Source organism: Paraburkholderia eburnea (genome assembly GCF_002917095.1).
GTDB classification, from domain to species: domain Bacteria; phylum Pseudomonadota; class Gammaproteobacteria; order Burkholderiales; family Burkholderiaceae; genus Paraburkholderia; species Paraburkholderia eburnea.
In genome coordinates this window covers 165,194-181,700 of sequence record NZ_PQGA01000002.1, presented here as the reverse complement: position 1 = coordinate 181,700, position 16,507 = coordinate 165,194, and the positions used below count along the sequence as shown (strand labels likewise).

Below are 16,507 nucleotides of genomic sequence, written 5' to 3'. Positions count from 1 at the left end.
AACTCCTTTCAGATGCCCACTGGTGCCACATCACCCCAACCGTCCACGGATGCCCCTGGGGCTATGATGGAACGAACCTTCACCAAATGATCGCGAAATCTGTCGTAGCGCCCCGTTCGATGTTGTAACTGACCTGCCACTAATCCCGGGTGAATCTTCAGTGCAGCAGCAAGGCTCTGAATATCTCGCTCCGCAAAAAAGGGAGCCTTCCTCGCGATAAAGGCGTCCAACGTCTTCGCGGGAATGCAAAATTCCGCAGCGGCAGCGTTCGCCTGTCTTTCCTGCTCCGAAATATCGTTCCCCACTCCCGCCCGACTTCCTTCAAGCTCTGAGTCGATTTCGATCAACTCTTTGCCATGCCCCCGAAGAACATGTTCCAACTCGTGGCGCAGTACAAACCAAAAATTGTCGATGCGGTCATGCCTGAAAGACATCCCTATCACGGGCGACTGATCGTCTAACCAGAAACAGACGCCGTCAATCTTCGCCCCCGGCAGAGACTCCACAATCACAAAGCGGATTCCGGCCTCGGCCAAGACACGCGGCACTTTACGAGCCTCCTCGACAGACAGGACAAGCAGTTTCAATTGCTCAATTGCCCGACGGACGCCGAATGGAGAGAATTGGCCGACCATCATTTCGCCAGCAATTTGGCGCACGCGGTACAGCCATGCCAACTGCGCTGGCGTTGTTTCACCGCCGACAGCCGTTTTCTTTGCTGCGTGAGGCAGAAATTCAATGTCGCCGATTGTCGATACACGGAAAAATTTTGCCAGTGAGGCCTCTACTGACTGGATGTCCTTAATGTCCGTTGCATCAATCCACCTTCTTTTTATCATCTCCGCAACCGGCAAACCGCGAAACACTTCCGCACGCGTTGCCCTCCCGGGATCAGGTCTCGATACCAGGCGCGCGCGCGCCAAGTCAAAGTCTTTCTGTAAGGACAGAAACCGCTCCGCAGGCGTCTCAAACACTTCTTCCAACAACAACGCAATCTCAGCAGAAACCGCCTGCTTGCCCGAAATGAGCTTGTTCGTAGTGGACTCGCTCATATCCAGTACCACAGCAAGGAGCCGCTGGGTCCAACCTCGCTCTGCCAGCAATGCTTCGATCAGTTGCCCTGGTGTCTTGTAGTCGCTCATAGTAACGGCATTTTATCGAAATTTCGAAATTTCGCAAGTTTACTGTACATATATACAGGACCAAGCCCACCGTGAGCACGGGCCACTACTCCTTGGACGAGCACCCAAGCCCGGGCGTACTCGAATTGCTGTGGGAGATTCACCGATTGCGATCGACGGTCAGGCGGGCTAATCAGATTCGACGATTCTTAGAGCCGAGCGGCGGCGCGCTGCCGAATTCGGTATGGGAGTGCTTCAATCGCGAACTCGATGCCGAGCCGTGTTTGACAGACCCGCCAACAGAGCGTCAGTGGGCCATGGTTGACGAGATACTTGAACGCCGCAATAGAGAGAAGAAAGAAAGCCGATAGCACCGGAAGTGCCAACAGCATGCTTGCGGTTACAGTAATGCAGCCGACGCCAAGCGCCCGTGGTATTGTGCCAGCGTGGCGTACTGACGCGGATGACAGGGACACGTGTTGGGGCGCCAGTTTTCGATCTATCAAAGGCCGGGCGCAGAATGCTATCTGCTCGCTCAACAGAAACGTTCACGACAAACAATTCTAAGTTCTTCAATGGACAATAACGAACATAAGACCGACCTTTACGACAGCTATCTTACGGGCCATAAGCTAATGGGAGGAGAGGTCAGCCCTCGCACTTTCCCGGTCCCGCCGTCGAATCCAGCCCTATTTCAACAATGGCTTATCGCCGGCATGATGCCTAGCTCGAAGAGCCGCGGGCAGTCTGCCTCCGGCTACGAAGGGGCATTCGCACATGTGGATTGGAAGAATCCCCTTGAGGCCGGCACTATTCTCGCGGCAATCGTACTGCTGTTCGCTTGCATTTTTGTCGCAGGGCCATTCGGGGAGTTTTTTTGGAGCCTGTTGATCGTGGTGTTCGCGCTACCTGTCCTCGCGTACGTAAAGGCAATGCGGGCAGCAAGAACTTTTGGGGCTGGCGTCCAGGTCAAATTCGGGTTTCGCGGAACAGTTAGCCTGCTTGTCACGTGCTTCTGCGTGTACACGCTGCTGCTTGAACTGTTCGGATGGGTAACGTCTCGTGGATTCCCGTCTTTCCAGGCGTTGGTAGATGCAATCACTAGGCTCGACATGTACCGGCACCCGATCTCCTTGGGCATCGTCGGGCTGCTCACCCTGCCTCTCACCTTCTATGTCCAAGGCTGGTCCGCGAGGCGTCTCAGCAAGGGAAAGAAAGCAATGCCGCTATATATCAAGGCGATCAGCTTTGTTGTGCTCGCCCCTGTTATCCTTTGCGGCCTTCTGCGCCTCCTTCCGATGATCATCTGGCATCGCTGGTAGGCCGAGTCAGATAACCGGCGACCACGGTGTAGGAACATATGCGTCTCCGCGCGCGTTCATCGTGTCGAACACGCGAACACCCGGCGGGATGTGCTTGGGCGGCACGATGCCGAACGCGGCCACGTCAGCCTGCTCGGCGCCGTCGATTCGGCGAATGATCGGCGCGGGATAGTCCTTGTAGACCTCATCGCGCCACGGCGAGTTTGGTGGCTCGATACCGAAGTGCTTGAAGAGGCGATCGCTGCGCGCTGACTCATAGTTCGTGCACATGCGGCTCCATGTGACAGCCGCCATGATAGCAACGCGAAGCCAAGCGCTACGAACTGGACGCCGCCGATGCTGCGGATACGGCCGAGGTATCGCTCGCTGCGCTGGCGCCCTGCGACTCCTTGTAGATAGCCGCGATGTCCTTCGCGACGGAGTCGAGCAATGCGTTTTGCAGATAGGCGTCCGGCGAGCGGCAGTCAGCGCCATAGCGCGAAAGGTCGGTCCCGACGTCCGGAATCGGCTTGTCGTTCGTATCGAATCCGAAGCCCTGCGGCACTGCGCCGATAAATGGAATAGGCGCGCCATCGCTGAATGCCGTGCTGCATCTAGGGGGTGAGATAGGCAACGCTCATCGTGTGGATTTCGCGGACGACGGGCGAGCGATAGTCGAGGAACCAGCCCTTTTGTAGATTGAATAGTCGCAATAGGCCGGCTTCATCTTGTGGAAATGGCAGAAGTTGCGCACGTTGTGCGAGGGCATGACTTGCGCCGACGAGCTTTGCCCTATCTAGCCAGTCACAGCGGGCTCCATTCGACGACAGCCAAATCTGGCAAGACTCGATCAGGTGGTCAGTGCGCAGCCATTCGCCGCAGCGGGCGTATGCGAGCAAGTGCCCGACAACGAGAAACGTCAGCAGCTCGGCTTTCGTCTCCTCGTCCACATTCCCTCCGCTTCAAGGACGACCCCAACTAGCAGGGTTCCATGATAGCAATGGACGCAGCGACGAAGTTTCGGAACATGGACTGAGGGCGATTCATGCCCTACATTGAAAGCGGTCGCCTACTTGCACGGAAGGCGCCCGTCTCATAGTTTGCTACGAGAGGCCAACTATGCTTGGGTCCGCCGCGCCTCTCTCAGGGCGGCGGCTCTTTTCTGCTGGAGACGCGTTATTGCGATGCGGCAGAGGCCACCGAAGCATCGCTCGCCGCGCCCGTACTGCTCGACTCCTTGTAAGCGAACGCGATGCTATCCGCGATTGAGTCGACAAGCGCGTTCTGCAGATACGTGTCAGGCGTGCGACAGTCCGCACCGTAGTGCGACAGGTCCGTGCCGGTGTTCGGAACCGGCTTGCCGTTGGTATCGAAGCCGAAGCCCGTCGGAACCGATCCGATGAAGCGGATGGGCGCACCGTTACTCAACGCAGCGCCCTCGGCGGCATACAGCCCACTGGCCGCCGAATTCATTGTGTCGCACGTGATAATGGGCTGCACAACGAACACCGCTTTACCAGCCACCGCGGCCCACTGCGAAAAGACCAGCAGGTCGGCCGTGAACTGCTTCATTGCTGCCTGCTGCGATGGATCGCTCGCAGGTGTCACCATGTCGTCGAGCTGGAAATTCACGATCACCCACGAGCTGGGGTCGGTCTTGAACTGGTCCGCCGTCGGCGACTTACCGTTGTACTCGGTGGTCACGATCTGATGCAGAGCGGTGCCGTCGATCACCTGATTCGTTATGTCAGCCTTCACGCCGCGTTCGGCGAGCGCATCGGTCAGCGATTTGGCCGTCGCCTGCGCATCCGATGCCGGGTTCGCAGCGTCCGCGGCCACGGCTTCCGAGATCAGGCTGAATTGCGCATGCGCCACCGTGGCCGACGAGGCCGACACGATCGGCTTGCCATACATCGAGATCGTCAGCGACTTGGCCGCAGGCTGTGCACTATCGCTGCTCCCGCCACCACCTCCACAAGCTGCGAGCCCAACCGTGAAGAGGCAGGCCGCCAGAAGCGTCTTTTTCATTCTTGTTCCCCGGATCTAGGTTTTGTTGGCGCGGCCCTCTCCAGCCGCCCCAAAAGTTTACACTGGTTTACGATCTGCCTACGAACAACCAGGCGTCTTCGGGCGCACTGCGCAGACGTATGCCTGCAGCGCCTTCACTTTGTCGATTTCGCGCTGGTCGTCTCCAGCGACCCCGAAAACGCGCTCTGCAACCGCTGGGTCGAGGTCTGCGACGGCGGCGCCACCATCGCCCACGCCGGCGGCGCCGGGAGATCCGGCGACGATGCCGGGACCGGTTGGAACGCAGTTGCGCACTGCGACGCGCACGCGCTCAGTGCCAGTAGCGAGAGCGCTGCGATACTTGCGGTTATCAGCCTCATGAGCTTCCTTCTCCTTCGTGGCCGCGGCATCCGCCGCTGCGACCGCCGACGCGGCCTGGTTGTGAGAATCAATTGCGCGCTGCTCGCCATTGAGCGCCGCGCGCGACACGTTGAGCATGTCGCTCGCTGCCTTCTCGTTGTCTTGCGCGTGTGCGGCCTGCTCGACGGCCAGTTGTCGACCAGCGATCACGTGTTCGGCGCCGAAGCCTATCGCCGCGCCGATCAGCGCAACTAGCAGGTACGGCCACGTCAATTTCAGGAATGCCAGCATCAAAGCCCCCTCTCACAGATAGCGCGCTCGTCGGCGCGGCGTTTCACCAGGCCGGGCAACACCTGACCGCGCGCGGTCACCCACTGCGGCTTGCCCGCGTCCGACTCGTTCATCGCCTTGCACGCGCCGCGGTAATCGCCTGCGTTGAATCGACGCGCCGTCGTGCTGCCACAGTACGCACCCGTACCGATGCTGTAGGCAAAGCTCACAGCGGCGCCGAGCTGGTACGTGCGCCCCTTCAGCCACGGTGTGCACTTAAGCACCGGCTCCGCGTGAGCGATAAGTTGCGCCTCCAACGACTCGCGGCACTCGGCTTCGCTGTAGCGCTTGCCAACCACGACGTCGTGCGTGTCGCCCATGCACTTCGTGGGAATCCCTACCGGATCGAGATACCCGCGCAACACGACCCCTTCGAACTTCGGCACGACAGAAACTAAAAGGGCCGCTGTCGCGGCCCCCACAACACCCACAAGCGTTTTCTTCGCTCCACTAGCCACCGTGTTCCTCCAGTTCGTGCAGACGTGCATCCGACTCGCGCTGTTCGCGCTGATCCTTGCGCCACATGAAGTACGCGTTGAGAGAAAACGTCAGCACTGCAGTCCCGATACCGACAATCACGCCGACATCGGTCAACGTCAAAGACGACGCCATCGCTACACCACTACCGGCGTAGCTCGCGGCTTCTGTCGGGCTCACTCGCATCTATCCCCCCCGGAAATAAAAAGGCCGCCTCGCGGGCGGCGTTGATTTCTGTCCTGCGGATGCTTAGGTAACGACATCGCCACCAACGAAAACGCTACGCGCCGGGTTCAGTGCGGCAGAGTCGTCGCTCGCGGGCGCGACGATGAGTTGCTGATCCGCGTATGCGAAAGCATCCTGCCCATCGGGCGGCAGTCCCGTCACCGGGATCTGTTGCGTGTACATAGGCGCCTTGCCCGCCGCGCGCGCGTCAGCGCTCAGATACGAATACACCATCGCCATGGTCGTCTTAGCCGTGGCATCGAGCGTCACCAGTCCCGTAACGTGATAGCTAGCGACTGCGCCGGTCGACGGCGTTTCGTAATCCTTTTTAATCGGCATCGTGTTTCTCCAGTTAAAGATTGCTCAAATCGATTGCCAGAAACTGCCAGTCGTATTGCGACCCGAAGCACGTGTTGTTTCCCGGATGCGTTGTGTTGCCGACCGCGTTATAGGCGTATTGAAAATTGATGGTGTTGCCGACTGTTTGTAGGGCGCTCACGTTGTACCAGCCGCTATTGTTGCCGCCCGCCGGCGCAGAAACCCACGCTGTTGCGATCGCAGCGACGCCGATCTTGCTCACGCCGGTGTAAGGTCCGAACGAGTACTGTTTCAGGTCTACCTGATTCCACTGACCCCACCCAGGCCCCGCGCCCATGATGTTTCCGCTCTGGACGTCCAGCACGCGCGCGAGCCGCTGGCGCGCGTCGGCGATCAGGTTGCCGCTCTCATCGAACACCTGCAGACCGTATCCTGCGCCAGACGGCGCGGCCGCCACGGACTGATCAAACACATAGACCGTTACCGTGGTTGCTGAACTCGACCAGATCTGAATGGACCACGTGCCATTCGTATTGTTGTAGCACTTGAGGATGGTTGCGTACGCATTCGGGCTATATAGAGCAATAAGCGGAGCGACAGCCGACACGGTTATATTCGCGACGTTGGCGGCGAGTGTGTATTGAATGCCAGCATTCGACTTTCCGACGTTCACAGATCCAGCGCCCGTCGTGACACTGAGAGTCTGGCGCAGCGCGAAGTTTTGCGAAGTGCCGTCGATCTGCACTAGTCCGCTATCCGTCCACGCCTGGAATCCAGCGGTCATCAACCCCCCCCATAGACGATGTATCCGTCTTGATAAATGTCATAGGTGCTGTTTTTTGCGCTCCACGTCCACAAGAGTGTGTTTCCGCTCAACGTGAAGCGCGGAACGATGCAGCCGCCTGACAAATACCCGTCGCCGCGCGTCCAACTTGGCTGAAACGCAAACCAGCCACCCTGCGCCAACCGACTGTCGACAACACTCCCGTTCGTGCCGCCATAGATCTGTGTGAATCCAGCCAGCCGCATCACGCGATACGTTGCATCGAGAACGATGTTTCCGCTCGCGTCAAAGATCTGAAGACCAGCCGTCATTACCAGAGCCCCAAACGTACGCGCAGCACGTTGTTGTTGTCGTAGACCAGCAGCGTCGAGTCGGACAGCGTCAGATACCCGCTGCCGGTGTTCGCGCCGTTGAGCGTGAGCGTCCCGTTCTTGTCGAGCCTCCACCGCGGCTGACCGTTCGCGCCCACCGCAGTCGACTGGATGACGTCGGCGATATTCGCGCTTTGAATCCAGCCAGTGCCGATGAAGGCCTGCGCCAGAAACACCTGGCCGCCCTGCACGATGAACGGCGACTGCACGGTCGATCCGGTGTTGTCGAGGATCGCGAAGCGCTGCGCCGCCACGAGCACTGACGACTCGACCACGCCGCTGCTGTTGTCGACCCCCACGCCGATGCTGGCGATGTACGTCCGGCCGCCGCTCGTGACCTGCGTCTTGATCGTGTACGACGCGCTCACGCGCCCGTTGAGATCCGCGTACGACTGTGCAACCGTCTGCACTGCCGCCGCGTTCGCGTTGGCCTGCGCCTGCACCGTGGTGATCTGCGATGCCTGCGCGCTGTCCGCATCGGCACGGGCCTGCGACTCGGTCTGCACCGCCGCGTTCAGCGTCGTTACAACGTCGTTGATCGTGCTCTGCAACTGGGCTGCGACGGCGTCGGTCCTTTGCGCCTGCGCGAGGTCGGCTTCGGCTCGCGCCGACTGCTCAGACCACACACCGGCGTAGACCGTCGTAGCGCCCGCGTACCCCCCGTTGTCGCCCGCCATCGGCACGTTGATCTGCGCCGAAAGCGCGCTGATCTGCGTGCCGAGCGCCGAATCCGCGTTGGCGCGCGCCGTCGACTCGGTGGTGATCGCGGTCGTGTTGCCGTTCGCCGTCGCCGTCACCGAGTCGATGCGCTGACCCAACGCTGTATCTGCGCTGGCACGGGCCGTTTGCTCCTGGGTGATGGCCGTCGTGTTGCCGCTCGCCGTCGCGGTGACTGAATCGATGCGCTGCCCCAGCGCCGTGTCGGCGTTCGCACGCGCCGTCGCCTCCTGCGTGATCGCCGTGGCGTTCCCGTTGGCCGAAGCGGTCACTGTGTCGATGCGCTGCCCGAGAGCGGTGTCGGCATTGGCTCGTGCGGTCACCTCCTGGCTGATAGCCGTCGTGTTCGCGCCCGCCGTGGCCACGACCGTATCGATGCGCTGGCCGAGCGCCGTGTCGGCATCCGTGCGCGCCGTCGTCTCGGTCTGGATGGCTGCAGCGTTCGTGCCGTTTGCTGCGGTGACGGTGTCAATGCGCGTGCTCAGCGACGAGTCGGCATCCTGCCGGGCCTGCTGTTCCGTCGTGATCGCCGCGCCTCGCGCCGTCGCCTCGTCGGAGATCGCCTTCGCGCGCGCCGTGGCCTCGTCTGTAATGGCGGCTATACGATCGCTTGTCTCCTTCGAAATCGCGGACGCGTTGTCGCTGACGCCCTGCTGGATGCCCGGTATCGCGTTGATCGGCGTGAGCACATCGCTGCCCAGTTGCGTCTTCGTGATCTGGCCAGTGAGATACGACAGGATCTGCGTCGAATCGCTGCTGCTCTGGCCATTCACGCCCGCGCCGGTCGGATACCACGGCCCGATGTTTCCAGACGTGTCCGTGAGCCGCGCCCAGAAAAAGAACGACTGGCCCGCAGCCAGGCCCTGAAGCACCGCGCGCGCCTGCGGATACGGATAGAGCGAGAGGCGCGCCGCCGTGCTGAGGTCGTTAGTCTTGCTGTACCAGACATCGACATACTGCGTGTCGTTTGCCGAGCCATCTGCCGGGAACGTCCAGTCGAGCTGGATCGCAAACACCTGCGTCGTCGCCGTCAGCGAAGCGAGCGCCGGCGGCGGGCTCGTCTTGCCGGTGAGCACGGTGTCTGTGCCGTATGCCGGGATAGACGTCACGCCCATCGCGTTTTCGGCGCGCACGCGCGCCAGATACGTGCCCTGATAGATGCCAGCCACTTCAACCTGCAGACCGCCCGTCTGATTGGCCGGCACCCAGTCGCCGTTATCCTTCCTCCACTCCGGGATGTAGTTGACCGCGCTCGACGCCGAGTCCCACGCGATCACCATGTTCGTCTTGGCGATACCCTGATCAGTGTACGAATACGTCGAGACGCGCACATTCGTCGGAAGCACCTGCGCCGACGGCGGCACGACGGTGACCGGACGCTGCTGGATCTGCGCACCAGTATCGATCGCGGCATACTTGCCGGGCTCGTGCTGCACGGCCGTGACCGTGTAGGTGATCTGGCCGTTGTCGTCGTTTTCCTCAATGCTCGTGACGCGGAACAACTGAGCAACCAGGTCCGCACTCTCGAGCATCCAGACCGCGCCGGGCACGGCGTTGTCGTCGAACGCATCCGATACCGTGATCGTGTCGCCGTCCAGCATTTGCACCGTGCGCGATTGCGCGATGCCCGACGGCATGATCACCGTTAACGTGTCGCCCGCCGACGCAGTCGGTGCTTTGTCAAGCACGACGGCTCGGCCGTTCATTGAGCGAATGCGGCCGCCCATGCGACGCCCGGCCTTGTTCGAATCTGCGACCGCAATCACTTCACCGGGCGCGGAAAGTTGAGCGTCCAGGCCGACCTGAAACGTAACGGTGTTCGTCTCGTAGCGGCTCGTGAGCAGCGTCCAAAGGCCAAGCCGATGCGCCTGCCCCTGAGACGTCGTGCCGAATGCCGTGATCTGGGCTTTCACGACGCCGTAGCGCGCGAGGCCATCATCATCGGGGACGTACTCGATTGCCTGCTTGTACTGGTTCGCAGGATCGTTCCAGCTGATCTGCGCGACCGTGTAACGCGACTTCCGCTCCGACCCGGCATACGAAAACTTGCCGTCGACCACATTCGCCTGCGTATAGACGTACGGGCCTTCGAACGGCATATCGGCAGTGATGAGGACTTGGCCAGCACCCCAATATGCCTGCCCGCGAAAGATGCCCGCGATGTCCTGCAGCACCTTGAACGCATCGGATTGCGACTGGATCACGCAATTGCACGTGAAACGCGGCTCCGTTCCGCCCTTGCCGTCGGGAACCATCACATCGCAGTACTGTGCGATTTCGTACAGTGCCCACTTGTCGAGAGACGACGCGTCAACGAACTTGCCTGCGCCATAGCGATCATTCAGCACCAGGTCGTACAGCACCCACGGCGGGCAATTTGTCCATGCCTGCTTGAATGTCCCGTCCCACACGCCCGAGTACGTACGTTGCACCGGGTCGTAATTCGACGGCACGCTGATGATGCGCCCCATGATGTCAAACGAGCACGTCGGCACGGAGCTGAACGAGCGCGCATCAAAGGTCATCCCAACGAGCGCGCTCATCGGGTAACGCAGTTTGCTATCGATTACCTCTGTGATCGCCTCGATGTTGACCGTGTCGGCGATCAGCGAGCTATGCGCATTCGGCGTGATGCGGCGAACGCGCACCACCCAGCCTGTCGATGACGTGGGCAGATCAACGCGGACGCTACGCTCGTAGAGCGACGTGGTCTTGCCATCAAACGCGCCGCTCACCGCCTGCGAAAACGAGCCACCCACCGGAGCGAGATCGATTGCGTACTCGACCCGATACCCCGTCACGTCGCCCGTCGACGCATTCGATTGCTGAAACTGAGGCAGGCCGAACCTGATCCGCACAGCGGAAAGCTGCGTGTTCTCGATCTGATGCACCCAAGGCGTGTCGGACGTAAGAGCCACGCCAACGGCAATCTCGTTCTCGACGGACGGGAAGCCGGAAAGATAGGCCTGATCCTGCGTGCCAACGCGGGTGTCGACCGTGTAGTTTTCGAAGTTGCTCGACCCATCGCTATTCAGGATCGGCGTGCCGTCGAGGAGCACTGACTGCAGCCCGTTGGCCAGCCCGTAAATCGGGCCTTCTGAAACAACGTGGAGCTGCTTCGCATAGGCATTCGAGCGCAGGCTATCCGGCGACTCCGCCGGCGTGCTGCTGCCACTGCCCTTCGCCCCAGAAATTCGCATGTCAGGTTTGATCCTCTGCGTATATGCCCGAACTGACCACCTTCGAACCCACCACCATTCGCCCGTACACGATAGGCACAGGCTCGCCTTGGGCTGCGCTGTTGACCGGCCCGTTGAAGTAGTACGAAGTGCCGTTGTCGGCCACGCCTGCCAGCCCAGCGGTTTGCGGGCTCAACATCTGCACGACGCCGCCTAGCGCCATCGAGGCACCGAGACCGATCAACGTTGGCATTTGCGTGAACACGCCGACGGCGACGAGCGCCGCACCCAGGATCGTCTGAAACAGACCGCCGCGCTTGCTGCCGACCAGCATGGGGGCAATGCGGATCTCGTCCGCACCGGACGGGTATTCGAGCTCGTCGCGCGCGAGGTTCTGCTTCCCGATGAACACTGCGAACGTCAAACCCTGCTCGCGCGATCGCACCAGGAACTTACGGAAGCCCGGCAGCACGACGCCAAGCGCTCGCAGTGCTTCAGCCGGCGATCGGACAGCGAGGCGATGCTCGCGCCCAAAGCGGGCACCGAGCACGCCATAAAGCTTGATAGTTCGAAGCTTTTCGTTCATTCGTCACCCCGATAGCGCAACACCGTTCGCAGGCATTGCGCCCACATGCCGCCCCACACGGCGCGCCCTGAGAGCCGCCCGTGCATGTGGTGCAGGAAATGGCCGTCACCGATGTAGATGCCCGCGTGATTCGGCACACCGTTGCGGCTGCGGATCTGCATGAGCAGCACGTCACCGATTGCGAGGTCCGCCTCCGCACCGATGTCCTCGAAGCCAGCGGCGCGGTAGTTTTCGAGATAGAGGGACGAATGGCCGTCTTCCCACCAGTCATCTCGCCGCTCGAAATCGGGCAGCACGACGTCGCGCTCTAGCCGATACCAGTCGCGCACAATCGCGTAGCAATCATGGATGCCGTGGGCGAACTGCCGTCCGATGAGCGGCGCGATAAAGCCGCTAGGGCCGAATTCGCACCAGTCGTCCACGGCGATCGAGCCATCGGCCTGCATGCCGAGCGAGACGATCACCCAGAGCGCGATTCCGCCCTGCTCGCACATCGCCTTGTCGGCAGCACTAGGCCGAGCGGCCGCGCCCGGATGCGAATGCACAAGCGCGACGATGTCTCCGGCGCCCTCAGCGCGCGCGTAGTCCTCGCCAGTGATCACAAAATGCTCGGTCGGCGTGGCCGCACAGTTCGCGCACGGCATGTACGTCTCGACGCCAGCTACAGACGTGACGAATCCGACCGCCTCGCGCGGGTACTCCGCGATCGCATGCGCTGCGATCGCGGCCTTGATCGATTCATTCATTCAGGAAAGTGTGTCGCTGAGGAACCCGCCGAACGGGAGTTCGTTGTTGACGCCGAAACGGCAATTGCACCCACTGGTCTTCATGCTGCAGCGGTCAAGCGCCGGGTCGCTCACAGGCTGATCATTCGCGTCGAAATATGCGGTGCCGGTGTAGCCACAGTTCGCGTCGCGATACTTCCACTGGCATATGCTCACAATCTGGCGCGCAGGCAATTGCTGGCCGCCGAAATCAAGCGGCGACGCAAGCGTGAATTCGACCGACAGACCAGGCTGCTCGTTGCTCTTCTGTTCCACACGCCAGATCTCAGCCGCCATCTCCTCGGTCGGGTCTGCTGTCGCATTCCCGCCCGCGAAATTAACCGCGTCGAGATACTTCACAAGCGTCCGCCGCCGGCGCACTGTCGCGCCCACCAGATCAGCGAGATACACGCACAGCGCTGAGATCGTGCTGTTGACGTCGCTGACGGTCAGAGTCGGCGTGGGCTGCTGGGCGTCCGTCGTGCGCTTAAAGCCAGTCGCCTGAATTGGCCACGGCTTATATTCGTTGCCTTGCCACCAGATCGATCCTGCCTGCAGGTGCTGATGGAAGCGCATCATGTCGCCGCCAATGGTGGTGCAGTCCACCTCGAAGAGTTCGATTAGGCGACCTGGCTCAAGCTGCTGGATGTCTGCGGTGATAGTCATTCGTTCACCTCACATCACCAGACCGGAAACTGTCTTGTTTTGTGCCGTCGCGTTCGCGCTTCCCGACGCCGGCGCCGAACCTCCAGTGACCCATCTAAGACGTACGGTGTAGACCCCCTGCGTCGGGAGAATTCCAGCAACTTGCGCAATTGCGGGCGCAGCCGAAGCGCTGTTCGCACCTACGTTGGTAAGCGCCGCCGCGGTTGGCCCAGATAGGACAACCGTTGCCCCAAGAAGCACATCGATAACAAGATAGTTATTGAACGAGGGCGGTGAATTAGCTGACGCGATTGTTGCTGAAGCAGTCAAACTAACCGCTGCGTTTGGCCGATTCGTAGTGAAATTCCATCCAGCAGGCGCAATCGTTGCGGTTGCTCCGGGCCCCGGAGACGACGTGCTTGACGGATCACTTAGCAGTAGCGTTTGTGGAAGCGCGCTACCCAGATAGGCGGCGCTCGCCTCCTGCGAGTAGAGGGACGGCTGCGTGCCTTTCTCAACTTTCATGCGCCGAATCGCGCATCCTCCAGCTGTGACGGCAGGGGTTCCCCATGCCCCTTTGAAAGGCTGAATGGAGACTGTGCCCGCTGGCGCGACACCGGTGGCAGTCGCATAGGCAAAATCGTTTCCGTAGCCGTTCGATGTGACAACCAAATTCCCCACTTGCGTACCGCTAGAGTTTAGGAAGTTGACCCCACACACAACGCTACCTTTCGTCATCCCCCACGTTGCCATCTCCGCTTGCAGATATAGAGATACCCCAGCGGCGCACGGCACGACTGGCTGAAAGTCGTAGGTATCGGCGGAGAGTGCCGCGGCGTTTTTGAAGCAGAATTGATCGTAGGCGAAAGAACCGCCCATTCTTTGACTTACGAAATTCGCCGTGTTCCAGCCAGCATCTCCAAGCTCACCGCTGCCATTGATCACCTGATTCGCGGCATTGATAGCATTGACCTTGGCAGAGGAGTTGAGCGCCCCAAGCAGCGCTATCGGCGACGTAAACGTCATGAGACCAGTCGCGCGGTTTACGTTGAATACGTCGGATACGAACGAACCCTTGTCGTCGGATCGGCGAAGGTACAGGTTGCTGTTGGCATTACTTCCTGTTTCGGTGCCTCCGCTTATCACCATATCGAAACGAGTAGAACCAGACGTAGCCCACCTGATGCCTCGCCAGTTCGCCGCCACGTCGCTCAATGCAAAGTTTGGCGTGCTCGCGTTTCCCGACGTCATGTCATTCAAAAGGTAATTCACCTTCACGAATGCCGCGCGCACGGGATCGCCGTCGGAGCCGCTCGGAGCGGTTCCTAGATTGATTGGTGTATAGGCCATCGAGATTTACGGTGCGAAGGTTTGTTTGAACGTCGCTGTCACGGTGTACACGTCGCCGTCTTTTGTTGGCTCGGTGTACGCCTCGCAGGTGAAAAGCAGTTGCCCGCGCAACGGAGGCGACCACAAGAAGGATGTGGCGCCCGCGTGTGCGTCGAGGAAAGCAAGGATCGCGGAGATCTTTGTTTCGTCGCCTTTGAACTGAAGCGAATAGGATGTAGACCGGTTGTTGATGCCGTCGGCAACTTTCTGCTGATAGCCGTCACCGAACTGAGCAGATCTCGTGCGTAGAGTCGTATCGCCAGAGTAGTTTTCGACAGTGGGATCCCACCCGAATACATCAGCCATTAGCTCACGCTCCCGTACTTCTGCTGCCAAGCCGCGCCGCCTTGCCCTCTCATTCGCTTGGCGAATTTCTGCTCCCACCATCCGTCCAGCATCTTCGTGAGATCAGTGACGTCGGCGCTCGACACGCTATCGGCCGCCGCCCCACTGAAAGTGATGTTGAACTGCGGCCCGGCGCTGGACTGCGGTACTTCAATCGATTGTGATTTCCCCACTGCTCCGCCAGTCGCGAAGTGTTGCCAGCCCATGAGAGACTGGCCTTCGTTGAGGCGATTCAGCACCTGCGTGCCGCCAAGCGCCGCCATACCGCGCACGCTAAGTACACCCTCTCCATCCGACAACATCGCCGGAATGGAATCAGATGTGGAGGTTCCGGGCCCGAAGACCGGGCCGCCGCTCGCAAGGTGAAACACATACGGAGAGACCGACGAGGTGTAGCTCGACGACATGCTCGACCCGAGCAGCGATGTCACGCCAGAGAGTGCAGACTGCGAAGTTCCCGAAGAACCGAGGAAGCCAGAGATCCAGGAACCTAGGCCGCTCGCACCAAGCGCTTGCGACTCCAGCGCTCGAATCGAGATCCGAGCTATGTCGCCGATAATCGACGTTGCGAGACTCGAGAAATTCAGCTTGCCGGAAGTCGTGAACTGCACGAGCGCGTCTTCCATACCGGAGAACGCATTCGTGAACGCATCCGCCGCCTGACTCGCGACGTCCCCCGCTTTCGCCTCATAATTCTCAAGCGCCCGGTTTGCTCCGTTCGCCCAATTTCCCTCCGCAGCAAGCATCGCCTCGTGGCCGTTTGTCACGATTCCAACCGAGTCGGACTGCCACTTCTGCAACTGAGCGAGCTGCTCGTTGTATTGATCCTGGCTAATACCGTTCGGCTTACCAAGCTGCTGCGCGAGCTGCCGTGATTTTTCGGCGTATTGCTGCTGGATCTGGTTGATCTGCTTCGCGAGCGACGATTGATCCCCGTTTATTTCGTGATCGCCTTTCTGGCGGCGACCACGAGGATATGAGGATAGAGTCGCGCTTTCAAGACTCAAAACGCATCAAGTTGCACGCACAAGCATTCCAATTTCGTCTAGACGCGCACTGAGTGCCGTAATGCCGTTCTTTTCCAACTCGCGAATAGTGCGACGGATATTCGTGATGTGACGTTCAGCCGCATTCTTGGGAATGCCAAGATGCTTCGCCGTATCGAGAGGATCTGCCTTTTCCCCGAAATACTTCATGATCACTGCGATGCGGAATTCCTTGACAGGAGGAACAGGCGTAAGCGTGAGCGCCACGTGATCCGCAAGCTGGTTCACTGCCTCTTCGAACATCGGGTTGAGTCGCCAACCACGACAGCACGCGCGCTGACAGTCGCAGCGTTCGCTGTGCGGTAGCCGGCCCGTCACAAGCGCGGCGAGTTGCCAGTAGTCGATGCGCGCCAGTTCGGCGAACACCATGCCCGCCTGCCCCGCGCCGTCCAGACCGACCAGCCCGCGTCCGCTGCCGCGCGACGGGCCTTGCAGCAGCTTCGCCATCGGCGACATGGCGTATTGCTGACTGGAATAGTTGCACGCAAAGGCGATCGCCTCTTGTGCGCTATGGAAAATGCCGTTGTTGATTGCGTTCATAG

20 protein-coding genes are annotated in these 16,507 nt (G+C 60.3%); 1 reads left to right on the top strand and 19 read right to left on the bottom strand.

Annotation, left to right across the window (positions count from 1 at the left end; all coding sequences use genetic code 11):
- Positions 1-8: 8 nt before the first annotated feature.
- Positions 9-1,142 (bottom strand): HigA family addiction module antitoxin, encoded by a 1,134-nt coding sequence (locus tag B0G62_RS05330; RefSeq protein ID WP_103703143.1) that lies wholly within the window; start codon positions 1,140-1,142, stop codon positions 9-11.
- A 554-nt stretch (positions 1,143-1,696) separates the two neighbouring features.
- On the opposite strand from B0G62_RS05330, the gene B0G62_RS05325 reads away from it, so the two are divergent.
- Positions 1,697-2,443 carry a hypothetical protein gene (locus tag B0G62_RS05325; RefSeq protein ID WP_103703142.1) on the top strand — a complete coding sequence of 249 codons (747 nt, stop codon included), beginning with the start codon at positions 1,697-1,699 and terminating at the stop codon, positions 2,441-2,443.
- 6 nt (positions 2,444-2,449) lie between these two features.
- Here B0G62_RS05325 and B0G62_RS05320 read toward each other — a convergent pair whose 3' ends face one another.
- The 18 genes from B0G62_RS05320 to B0G62_RS05240 form a co-directional block, all read right to left on the bottom strand.
- A complete protein-coding gene (locus B0G62_RS05320) occupies positions 2,450-2,713 on the bottom strand; it encodes a hypothetical protein (protein WP_103703141.1) in 264 nt (87 codons plus the stop codon).
- A gap of 46 nt (positions 2,714-2,759) precedes the next feature.
- Complete coding sequence (locus B0G62_RS05315; protein ID WP_103703140.1) at positions 2,760-2,987, bottom strand: hypothetical protein; 228 nt, start codon at positions 2,985-2,987, stop codon at positions 2,760-2,762.
- Between the two features lie 49 nt (positions 2,988-3,036).
- Positions 3,037-3,372 carry a hypothetical protein gene (locus B0G62_RS05310; protein ID WP_103703139.1) on the bottom strand — a complete coding sequence of 112 codons (336 nt, stop codon included), beginning with the start codon at positions 3,370-3,372 and terminating at the stop codon, positions 3,037-3,039.
- Positions 3,373-3,598: 226 nt separating this feature from the next.
- Positions 3,599-4,450 carry a hypothetical protein gene (locus B0G62_RS05305; RefSeq protein ID WP_146055205.1) on the bottom strand — a complete coding sequence of 284 codons (852 nt, stop codon included), beginning with the start codon at positions 4,448-4,450 and terminating at the stop codon, positions 3,599-3,601.
- Between the two features lie 78 nt (positions 4,451-4,528).
- On the bottom strand, positions 4,529-5,080 hold the full coding sequence (locus tag B0G62_RS05300) for a lysis system i-spanin subunit Rz (protein ID WP_103703137.1): 552 nt from the start codon (positions 5,078-5,080) through the stop codon (positions 4,529-4,531).
- A complete protein-coding gene (locus tag B0G62_RS05295) occupies positions 5,080-5,577 on the bottom strand; it encodes a lysozyme (protein ID WP_167401186.1) in 498 nt (165 codons plus the stop codon). Before B0G62_RS05295 ends, B0G62_RS05300 begins: the two co-directional genes overlap by 1 nt.
- Positions 5,570-5,782 carry a phage holin family protein gene (locus B0G62_RS05290; protein ID WP_103703135.1) on the bottom strand — a complete coding sequence of 71 codons (213 nt, stop codon included), beginning with the start codon at positions 5,780-5,782 and terminating at the stop codon, positions 5,570-5,572. The genes B0G62_RS05295 and B0G62_RS05290 overlap by 8 nt, the downstream gene beginning before the upstream one ends.
- A gap of 63 nt (positions 5,783-5,845) precedes the next feature.
- Positions 5,846-6,160: a hypothetical protein gene (locus tag B0G62_RS05285; protein WP_103703134.1), complete on the bottom strand. Its 315-nt coding sequence runs from the start codon at positions 6,158-6,160 to the stop codon at positions 5,846-5,848.
- A 13-nt stretch (positions 6,161-6,173) separates the two neighbouring features.
- On the bottom strand, positions 6,174-6,884 hold the full coding sequence (locus B0G62_RS05280) for a hypothetical protein (RefSeq protein ID WP_103703133.1): 711 nt from the start codon (positions 6,882-6,884) through the stop codon (positions 6,174-6,176).
- 38 nt (positions 6,885-6,922) lie between these two features.
- Complete coding sequence (locus B0G62_RS05275) at positions 6,923-7,234, bottom strand: hypothetical protein (protein ID WP_103703132.1); 312 nt, start codon at positions 7,232-7,234, stop codon at positions 6,923-6,925.
- Complete coding sequence (locus B0G62_RS05270; RefSeq protein WP_103703131.1) at positions 7,234-11,211, bottom strand: TipJ family phage tail tip protein; 3,978 nt, start codon at positions 11,209-11,211, stop codon at positions 7,234-7,236. The genes B0G62_RS05275 and B0G62_RS05270 overlap by 1 nt, the downstream gene beginning before the upstream one ends.
- Before the next feature lies 1 nt (position 11,212).
- Positions 11,213-11,776, bottom strand: a complete 564-nt coding sequence (locus B0G62_RS05265; RefSeq protein ID WP_103703130.1) for a tail assembly protein — start codon at positions 11,774-11,776, stop codon at positions 11,213-11,215.
- Positions 11,773-12,522 (bottom strand): C40 family peptidase, encoded by a 750-nt coding sequence (locus B0G62_RS05260; RefSeq protein WP_103703129.1) that lies wholly within the window; start codon positions 12,520-12,522, stop codon positions 11,773-11,775. The genes B0G62_RS05265 and B0G62_RS05260 overlap by 4 nt, the downstream gene beginning before the upstream one ends.
- Positions 12,523-13,206, bottom strand: a complete 684-nt coding sequence (locus B0G62_RS05255) for a phage minor tail protein L (RefSeq protein WP_103703128.1) — start codon at positions 13,204-13,206, stop codon at positions 12,523-12,525. It lies immediately after the preceding gene.
- A gap of 9 nt (positions 13,207-13,215) precedes the next feature.
- Positions 13,216-14,535 (bottom strand): hypothetical protein, encoded by a 1,320-nt coding sequence (locus B0G62_RS31065; protein WP_146055204.1) that lies wholly within the window; start codon positions 14,533-14,535, stop codon positions 13,216-13,218.
- A 6-nt stretch (positions 14,536-14,541) separates the two neighbouring features.
- Entirely contained in the window at positions 14,542-14,880 is a 339-nt protein-coding gene (locus B0G62_RS05250; protein WP_103703127.1) for a phage tail protein, read from the bottom strand.
- Positions 14,880-15,926, bottom strand: a complete 1,047-nt coding sequence (locus B0G62_RS05245) for a phage tail tape measure protein (protein WP_103703126.1) — start codon at positions 15,924-15,926, stop codon at positions 14,880-14,882. Before B0G62_RS05245 ends, B0G62_RS05250 begins: the two co-directional genes overlap by 1 nt.
- 6 nt (positions 15,927-15,932) lie before the next feature.
- Positions 15,933-16,505 (bottom strand): hypothetical protein, encoded by a 573-nt coding sequence (locus B0G62_RS05240; protein WP_103703125.1) that lies wholly within the window; start codon positions 16,503-16,505, stop codon positions 15,933-15,935.
- Positions 16,506-16,507: the final 2 nt, after the last annotated feature.